Annotated in this window: 12 protein-coding genes; 7 read left to right on the forward strand and 5 right to left on the reverse strand. The window is 69.0% G+C overall.

What is annotated here, in order from left to right; translation table 11 throughout:
* Window positions 1–3: 3 nt before the first annotated feature.
* Window positions 4–1,191: an NAD(P)/FAD-dependent oxidoreductase gene (locus tag NP4_RS21550; protein WP_068000583.1), complete on the reverse strand. Its 1,188-nt coding sequence runs from the start codon at window positions 1,189–1,191 to the stop codon at window positions 4–6.
* Here NP4_RS21550 and NP4_RS21555 point away from each other — a divergent pair.
* Window positions 1,178–1,507 carry a hypothetical protein gene (locus NP4_RS21555; protein ID WP_147287909.1) on the forward strand — a complete coding sequence of 110 codons (330 nt, stop codon included), beginning with the start codon at window positions 1,178–1,180 and terminating at the stop codon, window positions 1,505–1,507. The two genes, NP4_RS21550 and NP4_RS21555, sit on opposite strands and share 14 nt — an antisense overlap.
* Here the strand turns inward: NP4_RS21555 and NP4_RS21560 are convergent.
* The gene (locus NP4_RS21560; RefSeq protein ID WP_211335841.1) at window positions 1,493–1,846 is read right to left on the reverse strand and encodes a YybH family protein; all 354 of its coding nucleotides are present in this window, start codon (window positions 1,844–1,846) and stop codon (window positions 1,493–1,495) included. The genes NP4_RS21555 and NP4_RS21560 overlap by 15 nt on opposite strands.
* 63 nt (window positions 1,847–1,909) lie before the next feature.
* On the opposite strand from NP4_RS21560, the gene NP4_RS21565 reads away from it, so the two are divergent.
* Entirely contained in the window at window positions 1,910–2,887 is a 978-nt protein-coding gene (locus tag NP4_RS21565; RefSeq protein ID WP_068000588.1) for a helix-turn-helix transcriptional regulator, read from the forward strand.
* A gap of 52 nt (window positions 2,888–2,939) precedes the next feature.
* The gene (locus NP4_RS21570) at window positions 2,940–3,743 is read left to right on the forward strand and encodes an LLM class flavin-dependent oxidoreductase (protein ID WP_068000741.1); all 804 of its coding nucleotides are present in this window, start codon (window positions 2,940–2,942) and stop codon (window positions 3,741–3,743) included.
* 5 nt (window positions 3,744–3,748) lie between these two features.
* Here NP4_RS21570 and NP4_RS21575 read toward each other — a convergent pair whose 3' ends face one another.
* The gene (locus NP4_RS21575) at window positions 3,749–3,919 is read right to left on the reverse strand and encodes a hypothetical protein (protein WP_156524929.1); all 171 of its coding nucleotides are present in this window, start codon (window positions 3,917–3,919) and stop codon (window positions 3,749–3,751) included.
* Between the two features lie 102 nt (window positions 3,920–4,021).
* Here NP4_RS21575 and NP4_RS21580 point away from each other — a divergent pair, with 102 nt between their 5' ends.
* Window positions 4,022–4,621: a dihydrofolate reductase family protein gene (locus NP4_RS21580; protein WP_068000593.1), complete on the forward strand. Its 600-nt coding sequence runs from the start codon at window positions 4,022–4,024 to the stop codon at window positions 4,619–4,621.
* A gap of 71 nt (window positions 4,622–4,692) precedes the next feature.
* Here the strand turns inward: NP4_RS21580 and NP4_RS21585 are convergent, their stop codons facing one another.
* Together NP4_RS21585 and NP4_RS21590 are read right to left on the reverse strand one after the other, a co-directional pair.
* The gene (locus NP4_RS21585; protein ID WP_082876083.1) at window positions 4,693–5,730 is read right to left on the reverse strand and encodes a DNA polymerase III subunit beta family protein; all 1,038 of its coding nucleotides are present in this window, start codon (window positions 5,728–5,730) and stop codon (window positions 4,693–4,695) included.
* 124 nt (window positions 5,731–5,854) lie between these two features.
* Entirely contained in the window at window positions 5,855–8,551 is a 2,697-nt protein-coding gene (locus tag NP4_RS21590; RefSeq protein WP_068000599.1) for a helix-turn-helix transcriptional regulator, read from the reverse strand.
* 192 nt (window positions 8,552–8,743) lie between these two features.
* Here NP4_RS21590 and NP4_RS21595 point away from each other — a divergent pair, with 192 nt between their 5' ends.
* The 3 genes from NP4_RS21595 to NP4_RS21605 are packed head-to-tail and all read left to right on the forward strand — an operon-like array spanning window position 8,744 to window position 12,466.
* Window positions 8,744–10,054 carry an FAD-binding oxidoreductase gene (locus NP4_RS21595; protein WP_068000604.1) on the forward strand — a complete coding sequence of 437 codons (1,311 nt, stop codon included), beginning with the start codon at window positions 8,744–8,746 and terminating at the stop codon, window positions 10,052–10,054.
* Window positions 10,055–10,059: 5 nt separating this feature from the next.
* Window positions 10,060–11,493, forward strand: a complete 1,434-nt coding sequence (locus NP4_RS21600) for an MFS transporter (protein WP_068000608.1) — start codon at window positions 10,060–10,062, stop codon at window positions 11,491–11,493.
* 28 nt (window positions 11,494–11,521) lie between these two features.
* Window positions 11,522–12,466, forward strand: a complete 945-nt coding sequence (locus NP4_RS21605) for an NADP-dependent oxidoreductase (protein WP_245997540.1) — start codon at window positions 11,522–11,524, stop codon at window positions 12,464–12,466.
* The last annotated feature ends 19 nt before the right edge of the window (window positions 12,467–12,485 follow it).

A 12,485-nucleotide genomic window follows, 5' to 3' on the forward strand; every position in this document is an offset into this window, starting at 1 on the left:
TCGTCACTTGGTGGGCAGCGCCTCGCCGCGCTGGGCCCGCAGGAGTTCGCGGCGCTCGCGATCCTTGATCCACCAGGTGCGCGCGCCCGGTTTGCGGGCCTCGTAGGCCAATGTCCGAATAGTGCTGCGGCAGACGAATTCCTTGCCGAGCGCGGCGAGCCATCCACTCAGGTAGAACCGCGTCGCCTTGTCGTTGCGCCGCGACAGCTGCGTCACGCCCGCGCGGCGGCCCAGACTGATGTTCTGGCCGACGGATCCGACGTCCAGCGGCGCGGGCTGCGTGCCGGCGATCCTGCTGAGCACGGTCTCGGCGGCCTGCGGACCCAATTGCATCGCGGTCTGACAGGCCATTCGAACCGGCAGATCCGACGGCGCGGCGGCGTCGCCCGCCGCGATGATGCGGTCGTCGTCGACACTGGTCAGCGTCTCGTCGGTGCGCAGACGGCCCACGGCGTCGGTGCTCAGGCCGCTGCGGGCGGCCAGATCCGGTACGCCGAATCCGGCGGTCCAGATGGTCACCGCGCTCCGCAGTTCGCGGCCGTCGGCGAGTCGGATGGTATCGCGAGTCACGGCTTGTACCAACGTATCCGGGCCCTCGACCACGGCCGCGCCGAGCTTGTTCAACCGACGGGCGACCGCCCGCCGACCGCGCGGATGCAGGTACGGGCCGAGCTCGCCGCCGCACACCAGGGTCACCGCCCGGCCCCGCGCGGCGAGTTCGGCGGCGGTTTCGATACCGGTCGGACCGGCGCCGATCACCGTCACCGGGGATGTGGCAGGCGTCGCGTCGAGGACCGGCAGCAGTCGGTGCGCCTGCTCCAGATCGGCTATCGGATAAGCGAATTCGGCCGCACCCGGCACCTGCGGGTCGGCGCTGCCGCTGCCCACGGCGTAGATCAGATAGTCGTAGCCGACCGTATCGCCGGAGCTCAGCGTCACGCGGCGAGCGGGCGCGTCGATCCGGGTCACGGTGTCGACCACCAGCCGCACGCGCTCGGCCAAAACCTTGCGGTAGTCCACGACCGCTTCGCCGGTGCCGGTGATCAACTGGTGCAGGCGGATTCGCTCCACGAAGGTCGGACGCGGATTGATCAGTGTCACGGTGACGTCGCCGCGCTGAGTCAGGCGGTTGGCCGCCATGACACCGGCGTACCCCCCGCCGATCACGATCACCTCGATGTTCTCGGTCATAGTGCCCTCCTTCGCCATTCGCGGTACCACCGCTCCCCCGACCAACTTCACCGACCAGGCTAGCGAAAGCCCCGAGCAATATCTCGAATGGAACCGATCCGAACCGGCCCAACCAGAACCCGGTCGAGGCGGGCCCGATTCCGTATTCGATCGTGCGGCCACCCAGTTCATGGAATTCGTACTGGCGACGCTGGACTGGACCATCGACGGGGACGCGGTGCGGGGCGACGCGCTCACCACTCCCCCAGGCGCGCGCCTCGCCCCGACCCACTTCCGCGACCGGCTGCGGTCGCGGTATCCGCTACGGCACCAGTGAGGGCTGATCCACCACCAACAGCCACGATCCGTCGGGCTGGCGACGGGCGATCTCGACGGTCACCTCACCGGTGGTCAGGGTGGTGGCCGTCAATGCCAGATCGCCGCTCACCAGCGCCGGATGCTGCCTGCCCGGCGAGAGCGTCGGCGCCGCCGCGACGAACTGCTCATACACCTTGCGGATCTCCGCATGTCCGGTCGCGAGGTGGCCGGGCGGGAATTCCAGCACGGCGTTCGGCTCGTACAGCGCCACCAAACCATCGACATCGCCCGCGTTGGCGCGCTCTATGAAGTACTTGCCCAGGTCGTTCGGTTCGGTGGCCACGTTCTTGTTCGTCATACTCATAAGGCTGCCAACCAATCACGACATCCTGTGTCATGTATTTCCGCGAAGGTTTTTCGTATGCGTGCCGACCGATTGGTCTCGCTGGTGCTGCTGCTGCGCCGCCACGGTCGGTTGACCGCGCCCGCGCTGGCCCGCGAGCTGGAGGTGTCCACCCGCACGGTGCTGCGCGATATCGAGGCGCTGTCCGCGGCCGGTGTACCCGTGTACGCCGAACGCGGGCGGCACGGCGGTTTCGCACTGCTACCCGGTTTCCGAACCGAGCTCACCGGACTGAATCACGACGAGACCCTCGCCCTGCTGGTCGCCGGATCACGGCGCGGCGCACAGGCTTTCGGCCTCGGCGCGGCACTGGCCTCGGCCATCCGCAAGGTGGTCGACGCGCTGCCGGAAAGCCACCGGGACACCGTCGCCGGCGCGGCCGAGCGATTGCTCATCGATCCGGAGATCGACCTGTTCGAACGTCCACTGGCCGCCGGGGAGGCGCCCGACGCCGTGCTGACCGAGGTCCGGCGCGCGGTAGTGACCGGTCACAAACTGCGCATTCATTACGCCGCGGTGGGCCAGACCCCGCGGTGGCGCACGGTCGACCCGATCGGCCTGGTCACCGTCCGAGACCAGGGCTACCTGCTGGCCATGCGATCCGGCGCGGACCGCACCTACCGACTGTCCCGAATCCTGGCCGCCGAGGAACTCCCCGACCCCGCGCAACGCCCCGACCGCGTCGATCTGGACCGAGCCTGGCAGGAACGCAGCACACGATTCCGCGCGAGCGGCGATCACATCACCGTACTGGTTCGGGTGAAACCCGCACGGCGAGAAGAACTCCTGAGCACCGCCCTGGCCGTCCGCGTCGAGGAACTCGACCCGGACGGCTGGCTGCGCCTACAGGTGACCTTCCAGGACCCGAAACACGCCGAATGGGCGCTGTGGCAACTCGCCACGGACGCGCAAGCGCTGGAACCGCGATGGTTCCGCACCTCCCTGCGCGACCACGCCGCCGCGATCGCCACCTGGTACGGAATGCCGGACCGATGAATTGCGGACCGATCCGCCGTCCATGTTTCCGGAGATACCGAAGGAGACTCTCATGACCAAACCGTTCCGATTCGGAGTCGTCGCCCCGCTCATGACCGACCTGCCGACATGGCGAGATCGCGTGCGCCGCATCGCCGACAGCGGCTACTCGACGCTGCTGGTGCCCGACTTCCCACTGACCCAACCGGCGCCCGCCCCCCTGCTGGCCACCGCCGCGACCCTGACCGACCTGCGGATGGGCACATGGGTGTACGCCTCGCCGCTGCGCGCGCCCTGGCTCACGGCGTGGGAAGCGCATTCGCTGTCACGGCTCACCGACGGCCGCTTCGAAATGGGCATCGGCACCGGACGACCGGGAATCGAGGACGAGTTGCGTGACAAGGGCGTGCTCGCCGCACCGCCGAGCGAGCGACTGGGACAGGTCCGCGAGACCATCGAGCGCTTGCGAGAACTCGACGGCCCCGACCATCACACCCCGGTGGCCATGGCCGTACTCGGCCCGAAGGCCCGCGCACTGGCGGCCGAGGTCGCGGACACGGTCACCTTCGCCCTGGGCGATCAGTCCCGAACCGAGGTCACACGCCTGGCACACGAGTTCCGCACCGCCGAAAACCTCGAACTCGCCCTCGCCGTCCCCGTCATCGGCGACTACGTCGCACCCCATATGGCACCCCCCGACACCGACCCCGCCGCCCTCCGCGCGGCGGACGCGCTGACCGTCCTTCCGGACGATCCCGCGGCCGCCGCCGACGAAATCCACCGCCGCCGCGAGGAAATCGGCTTCTCCTACTTCATCTTCGGCGCCGACTTCGCCGAAAGATTCGCTCCGATCGTCGCCGAACTCGCCGGACGCTGACCGCCTCAGCGCAACCGATTATCGCCGTCCTGGATCGCGTCGATCTGGTCCTGAACCACCTCGGCGCGCGCTACCAACTCGATCCGGTCGGGCTCGGTGAGACTCTCGGCGCCGAGTTTCTCCATGACGCACGAGAGCGCCGACCGTAAGTCCTCCAGTTTGCTGTCCGACTCCACGAGCCTCACCCTACGTCGAACCCGCCGAACGTCCGCGCGCGCCGATGAGTTTGTGGCTCAAGGCCGGTCGAAACTCGTGACACCCTAGGAAAGGACACCGCCATGTCGGAGCTTCTCGTCGACTTCATCACCTCCCTCGACGGCTACGCATCGGGCGAGGGATGGCCCGGGTTCTGGGGCCTCGAGGGGCCGGAGTACCTCGCATGGCTCGGCGAGCAGCCCAAGGCCACCTACCTGATGGGAGCCAACACCTACCGCCTGATGTCGGGCTTCGCCGCCGGCGAGGTCCCCAATGGCCAGGACGAGTTCCGGCCCGAGGAAGAGGCGTCCGTCGACGAGCTCACCCAGGCATCCAAGGTGGTGTTCTCCTCCTCCCTCGAGGAGCCACTGACGTGGGCCAACTCCACACTCGTCCGCGACGACGCCGTCGAGGCGGTCCGCGCCATGAAGTCGAGTGGTTCGGGGCTCCTCACCACGATCGGCAGCCTCAGCCTGTGCCGGTCCCTGCTGCGAGCCGGACTCGTCGACCGATTCCGGGTCGTGATGTTCCCCGTGATCACCGGCGCCACAGGCGCAGAACGCATCTACGACGGCTATCCGGACATCGCCCTCGACATGCTCGAGCACCGCACCTTCGACGACCGCATCCAACTGGTCGAGTACAAGCCCCGCGTGCTCGAGCACCCACCGCTCGGCGCATAGCTGAACCCGATGCCGAAACTTGTCGGCGAGGCGGCGACATGGCTTCGCGGTCTGGGCATCGAGCAAAATCGCTACAGCCGCACCGGCATCAGCAGCGATGTCGAGCGAGCCGAGTGGATGATCAGCGGGGTGATCGGCCCGTCCAGGCGGAGGTGCAGTTGCCCCTCCCCAGCGGCGTCCATGGCCTCGAGGATGAACTCACGATTGACCGCGATACCCTCCGTACCGTCGGAGATCACGATGTCGCCGCGGTCGTCGGTGGACAGGACGACGGTCTCGAATTCGATCCCGTCCGCATCTCGTCGCTGGGTGAGGGAGGGACCGTTCACGATGGCATGTCGCAGCCGTCCTCCGATACGGACGCCCTCGGCGTCCTCGGACGGCATCAACCTGCGATAGTCGGGAAACACCTCGTCGATCACCGTGGCGGTGCAGGTCAATCCTCCCGCCCGCGCGGTTACGGTGTCGCCTTCGATGGTCAGCACTACCCGCGCGGCCTCGGTTGCGGCGATGCTGTCGAGGAAGGCAGCGGGCACAGCCGCCGCGCACGCGGGGCCCTCGACGTCGGCGGGTGCGGGTGCGACGGCGAGCCGGTATCGGTCGGTGGCAACAAGATTGACCGTACCGGCGATGGTGTCGAGCAGCACACCACCGAGCGCCGGCAGTGCGGGGTCGGTGCTCACAGCGAAACGAACCGCTGCCAGAGCCGTACGGAAATCCGATCCGGTAAAGGTCAGGGTCGTAGTCATCGGGGACTCCTTCGTATTCAGTAGTGAGTGGATGTCGGACAGTTGCCGACGGGCGTCGGCGAGACCTTGTTCCAAGCGTTCGAGGTGCGCGGCGAGCAGGACATCGACGCGTTCCGGCATATGCCGGGAAGCCACGATCTGCTTGATGTCGGGCAGGGGCATCCGGGTACGGCGCAACCGGCAGATCAACTGCGCGATCACCACCTGATCGCCGGAGTACCAGCGGTAACCGGTGTTCGGATCGATGACCGCCGGTGTCAGCACACCCGCACCGTCATAGAACCGCAGCGCGCTGATAGTCAGCCCACTCATGCGCGCAAGCCGACCTATCCCGTAGAAGCCCTCCATGGCACCAAGCATCACCTCTCGACTCGGTCGAGGGTCAAGCCGATCAGCGACACAAATAACGGTTAGGTAGGCGTGCCGTGCGATGTGACTCACTCCGCGGTTCAGCTCAGCAACACACGGCAGCGCTCGGAGGTGCTCAGAAGGGGGCGAGACCGGCGAGTTCGACGCGGTTGGTCACACCGAGTTTCGGGAAGGCGCGATAGAGATGGTGGCCAACGGTTTTCGGGCTGATGAAGAGTTTGGCCGCGATGTCCTTGTTGGTCGCGCCGGTGGCGGCCAGACGCGCCACCTGAAGCTCCTGCGGGGTCAGGGCCGCAGCGGCGTTCCCGGGGCCGGGTTCCGGTCGCGGTGCACCCTCGCCCGCGGCCCGCAGTTCGCCGCGAGCGTGCGCCGCCCAGGGAAGGATCCCCAGGCGATCGAAGGTCTCCACGGCCGAGCGCAGATGCGTGCGGGCCTCGCCGGTACTGCGCCGACGGCGCAGAAATTCGCCGTACAACAGGGCGGTACGGGCGTGATCGTACCAAAGCCCTTCGGCGGCTTGCAGTTCCAGCGCTCGCACATAGGCGGCGTCGTCGGAGTGCAGCATGGCCCGCGAGCGCAGCGCGATCGCCTCGGCGAACGGCGAACCGAGTGCGGCCGACCAGCGTTCGATCTCCTCGACCGCCCGCGCGGCTCGTTCGGGCTGACCCGCGCGCACGGCGGCCTCCACCAGATCACGCAGCAGATGTACCCAGTGCCCCCGAATGCGGTTGGGTATGCGGTGCAGGGTGTCCAGACGATCCAGCGCCGATTCGTAGCGCCCGTGGCCGAGATCGAGCAGGCTCACCGCCCACTCCCGGTGGACGTACTCGACGAAACTGTCCTGCCCGGCCGACACCGAGGGCAGCGCCAGCAATTGCCGGCACCGCTGTTCATCGCCGCGGATCGCGGCGATGAGGGCCAGGTAGTTCTCGCTGATCGAAATCGTGTTGAACTGGCCGATATCGCGCGACACCCGCACGGCCTGGGTGGCCAGATCCTCAGCTTCCCGAACTCTGCCCAGCATGATCTCGGCGCTGGCGGCGAATACCGCGGCGGTCGCGAACCGGCCGATCATGCCCTGGTCCTGGGCGTAATCCAGCTCCCGGTGCGCGAGTGCGCGCGCGTCTTCGACATCGCCGATCAGCATCGCCTGCCCGATGACGTTCAGCGCGAGGTCGTGACCGGCGTGGGCCTGTGCCACCGCGCGCCGGATCGAGGCGATGCCCTGCGCCAGCTCGTCGGTCTGCAGCTGCAGCGCCCCGTCGATCGCCTCCAGCAGGAGCTCTTGCTGTTGCTTCGGTAATGCCAACTCGGCCAGCCTGTTTCGCGCGGTGTGCGCGGTGGTGGCATCACCTAGATACCAGGACGCGCGGGCGGCCTCGATGAACATCGGCCCGGCCCGCTCGGGTTCGACAGCGGCGACCTCCTCGGCGGCGGCGAGCAGCGAGTCCCGGGATTTGCGCAGATGTCCCGGCTCGAATTCGATCATCGCCTGCACCCAGCCCAGTCGCGCCCGCAAGCCGGTACCGAGCGGCAATTGTCCGGCCTGCCGCGCCAGCTCACCGGCATGCTGGTAGCGACCGGCCGCCGCCGCCCATTCGGTGGCGAATATCATTCGGCGGCTGCGATTCTCGGGATCGGGAGTCAGCGATGCCGCGCGTTCCATCGCGGCCGAGGCCGCCGAATAACCCGCGCGATTGACCGCGCGGTAGGCCGCCGACTCCAGCAGGGCGGCGATCTCTTCGTCCAGTCCGACCGTCGCGGCCGCCAGATGCCAGGCCCGGTGGTCGGGATCGTGTTCGGACACCGAGGCCAGCGCGGTGTGCACGGCCTGCCGGTCGGTGAACGCCGCGCCGTGATAGACCGCCGCGCGCACCAGCGGATGCCGGAACCGAACCCGTTGCGCAGTCACCTCTATCAGGCCCGCGACCTCGGCCTCGGTGATCCCGGCCCGGTCGACGCCCAGGACCTCGAGGGCCCGCAGGACCAACCCCAGATCCCCCGCCGATTCGGCGGCGGCGACCAGCATCGCGGTGCGCGAGGCCGCCGACCGCTCGTTCACCTGCTGCCGGTAGCCGCTGGACAGGCGGAAGGGCAGCGGCAGCGGCCCGATCGGCAGCGCGTCCAGGTCCATGCGCGGAAACTCCAGCAGCGCCAGCGGATTTCCCGCAGCCTCGCGCAGAACGCGCACGCGCGCCTCGCGGCTCAGGCCGGGCCACCGGCTGGTCAGCAGTCTGTCGGCGGCTGAACCGTCCAGGGGCGGCAGCGGCAGGCTCGCCACGCCGGGCAGGCTGGACTCGCCGCGGCTGGCGAACAACAGCACGACGCCTTCCGCGCCGAGCCGTCGCGCCGCGAAGCGCAGCGCCGCCGTCGATGCCGGATCCAGCCACTGCACATCGTCGATCACGCACAGCACCGGCGTGCGGTCCGCCAGTTCCGCCAGCAGCGACAGGGTGGCCAAGCCGACCAGGAAGTTGTCGACCTGTCCGGCCGTGGCGGTCAGGCCGATCACCGTGCGCAGGGCCTCGGACTGCGGCTGCGGCAGGGCGTCCAGCGGGAGCGCGTCGAGGTGACCACCGGCGGCCGTGAGCAATTCCTGAAGCCCGGCGAAGGGCAGCTCGGATTCGCCCTCGACGCCCGCGCAGCGCAGGATTCGCCAAGTGCCGTCGGTGAGTTCGACGGCGCGATCCAGCAGCGCGGTCTTGCCCCCACCCGCTTCCGCGACGATCTCCAGAGCCGCGCTCTGGCCGGAGCCGGCCTGCGCCAGCAGGATGCTGATCCGCCGTTCCTCGAGATCTCGGCCGAACAGCATGGCCGTAGCCTACTGGTCTGCGCAATTGGCCAGCAAATCGACGGATGCCCTAGGGCAGATGACCGATTGTGCGCCACAGTAGCGCTTCCTAATCTCGGTGATCGACGCCCGGAACCCGTCGATGTCACGGTTGCGGGCCCGGCGTCGTCGATCGAGCAAGTACTACGGCTCAGGAAGAGAACGAGATCGAATATGGCCAACGAGAATCTACGCACCGCTGTGCGCGGCGGCGTGCTGCTGCCGGGTGATCCGGATTTCGACCGGGCGGCGCAGCCGTGGAATACGGCGGTGACGCAATCGGTCGCCGCCGTCGTCGAGGCCGCCGACGCCGCCGATGTCGCCGCGGTCCTGGAGTACGCGGCGGACACGGGGCGCGCGGTGGTCACCCAGCCGACCGGGCACGGCGCGACCGGCGATATCGATGACGCGATCCTGCTGCGCACCGGACGTTTCGACAGCGTCGACATTGATGCCGAGCGCCGGGTGGCGCGGGTCGGCAGCGGCGTGCGGTGGGGGCAGGTGCAGGCCGCGGCGGCGGCGCACGGGCTGACCGGACTGGCCGGAAGCAATCCCGTGGTGGGCGTCACCGGCTACACCCTGGGCGGCGGATTCGGCTGGTTTGCAAGGAAATACGGCTGGGCCGCCGACGCGGTGCGGGCGGTCGAGATCGTCGACGCCGCCGGGCGGGCGCAGCGGGTCACCGCGGACTCCGATCCGGAACTGTTCTGGGCGCTGCGCGGCGGCGGCGGCGATTTCGCGATTGTCACGGCGTGGGAGCTCGAACTGTTCCCGCTCCCCCAACTCTACGGCGGACGCGTGATGTGGTCGGCCGAGCGGAGCCGGGAGGTCTTCGACCTGTTCACCGAACTCACCGACGACGCGCCCGCCGAACTGTCGGTGTGGTTGCAGCGCTACGAGATTCCGGGCATGGCCCCGACCGTCGCCCTCGATTTCGCCTACCTCGGCGATCCGGCGCAGGGCCGCCGCCACACCGCCCGGCTCGATTCCCTCGACGGCGTCATCGCCGACACCCGCGGTCCGCTCACTCCCGCCGAGATCGGGCGGATCACCGCCGAACCCACCGACCCGAGCCCGTCGCTGTCTCGGGGCGAGTTGCTCACCGACCTCGACGACGCGGTGGTCAAGACGCTCATCGATGAGCCGGTCGCACCGCTGCTCAATATCCAGATCCGCGGCCTGGGCGGGGCGCTCGCCCGGCCTCTGCCCGACGGCGGCGCGCGCGGCCCGGTGACCGAGCCCTACGCGCTCTATCTACTGGGACTCGGCCTGCCCCACCTGCTCGGCGATATCGACAAGCGGTTCGGCGAGATCACCGACGCGCTGGGCTCGCACATCACCGGCGCCAAGCCGTACACCTTCCTCGCCCCCGGCGAGTCCGCTGCGGCGGCCTTCGATGCGGACACGCTGGCGCGGTTGCGTGAGATCAAGCGGAATCGAGATCCGCACAACGTCATTCGCGCCAACTTCCCGGTGCTGGGCTGAACGCGATGAGTTCTGTTCCCGCATCCGACGCGCGGTGGGGCGATCTGCTCACCCGCGAACGCCTCGGCGTCACGATCGTGCTCGCCGGCGGCACCGCCCTGTACGCCATCAGTAGCTATGTGACCGCGAGCCTGCTGCCGACAGCGATCGACGAAATCGGCGGTGCGCAGTATCTGGCCTGGGCCACAACGGTATTCGTCGTCGCCTCGATCGTGTCCTCCACGCTGGTGGGCACGCTGCTGTCCACACGCGGCCCGGTTGGGTCCTACCTGACCGGATTCCTGCTGTTCTCGATCGGCACCGTGGTCTGCGCGGCGAGCCCGTCGATGGCGCTGCTGCTGGTGGGCCGCGTGATCCAGGGGCTGGGCGGGGGTCTGCTGATGGGGTTGGGGTACGCGGTCATTCATCAGACCTACCCGCCCGGGCTGCGCGCCCGGGCGGCGGCGCTGGTGTCGGCGATGTGGGGCGTGGGGACATTCGTCGGCCCGGCGCTGGGCGGGGCGTTCGCTCAGCTCGGTCCGTGGCGGCTGGCGTTCGTATTCCTCGCGGTGATCACCGTGTCGATCGGGGCGATCGTGCCGTTCGCGCTGCGCGGGACCGAGCGGTCCGGCCACGCGCAGCGGGTTCCCGTCGTCTCCCTCACGCTGTTGATGGCCGCGGCGGCGACGGTCAGCGTCTCCGGTGTGCTGCCGCGCGGCGGCTGGACGCTGACCGGCATCGGCGCGGCCCTGCTGATCGTGGCCGCGTTCCTGATCTGGGAACGCCGGGCCACGGTGACGGTGCTACCCCGGCTGACCTTCGCGCGGCATTCGCCGCTGCGCTGGATCTACCTGACCATGACCGCGCTGGCCATAGGCATCAGCCTGGAGAATTTCGTCCCGCTGTTCGCTCAGGAATTGGGCGGCCTCGCGCCGCTGGCCGCCGGATTCGTCGGCGCGGCAGCGTCATTGGGCTGGACGCTGGCGCAGGTGTCCAGCGCGAGCGCGACGCGTCCCACCGTCGTCGCCCGGCTGCGGGTGGCGGGTCCGGCGGTGCTCACCCTCGGCCTGACCCTCACCGCGCTCACCCAGATTCGGGAGGCGGGCCTGACCGACCTGCTGGTCTGGGTGGTGTGGATGATGGTCGCCGGTTCCGGTATCGGCCTGGCCTGGCCGCATCTGTCCGCGGCGGTCATGGCCAGCAGCCCCGATCCGGCCGAGGCGCAGCAGGCCGCGGCCGCGATCGGCACCGTACAGCTGATCGCCACCGCTTTCGGCGCCGCCATCGCCGGTGTGCTGGTCAATCTCGGCGAACCGTCCATGCTGCGGTCGGCCCGTTTCCTGGAATTCGGATTGGCCGTCATCGCCGCACTCGGTGTGGTGGCCGCACTGGCCGCGCAGCGCGCCGCTGCCCGTACCGAGACATCGCGAGGACGGGCTCCCGCCCCGTCTCTCGGCTAGCCGAACCCACGACCGGTCTGGAGGACCAATGACCCGCACGACCATGAAGGCCGCCCGCATGCCTCGGCCCGGCCGAGCCGCCGACCTGACGATCGACACCGCGCCCTATCCCCGCGCCGCGGTCGGCGACGTCATCGTCGAGGTGCACTGCGCCGCATTCACTCCCGGCGAATTGAGCTGGGAGCCAACATATGTCGACCGCGCCGGACGGGATAGGACACCGGCGATTCCCGCGCGCGACGTCTCCGGCGTCGTCGTCGAACTCGGCTTCGGCACCAACCCCAGCGATCTGCGCGTCGGCGACCGCGTCTTCGGCATGATCGACCGCTACCGCGACGGCGCCGCCGCCGAATATGTCGCCGTCGAAGCCCGCGACCTCGCCCTGGTACCCGACGGAGTCGAACACAGTCAGGCGGTCACCCTACCGATGTCCGGCCTGACCGCCTGGCAGGCGCTGATGGTTCACGGCGGACTCACCTTCGGCCAGCGCGTGGTCATCCACGGCGCGGGCGGCGCCGTCGGACAACTGGCGGTGCAGATCGCCCGCAACGCGGGCGCGGAGGTCATCGGAACCGGCCGAGCCTCCGACCGACGACTCGTAATGGACTCCGGCGCAACAACTTTCCTCGATCTCGCCGAACACCCCCTGGCCGCGCTCAGCGGCACCGCAGACCTGGTCTTCGACATGATCGGCGGCGAAATCCTGGCCCAATCCACAGCCCTCATCGCCCCCGGCGGCACCCTGGTCTCCATAGCCGCCCCACCCGCCAACCAGCCCCCCACGGGCCGAGCCGTCTATTTCATCGTAGAACCGAACCGCCCCCAACTCACCGAACTGGCCCGCAGCCTGGCCGCCGGAGAGCTCACCGTTCCCACCCCCGTGCTCTATCCACTCACCGACGCTCCGAAAGCCTTCGCGGACAAGGAGAACGGCGTTCCGGGAAAGTTCGTGCTGTACAACGAACACGCGTGACCTGATCCCCCGAACGGGG

Source organism: Nocardia pseudobrasiliensis NBRC 108224, from assembly GCF_001613105.1.
Lineage (GTDB): Bacteria > Actinomycetota > Actinomycetes > Mycobacteriales > Mycobacteriaceae > Nocardia > Nocardia pseudobrasiliensis.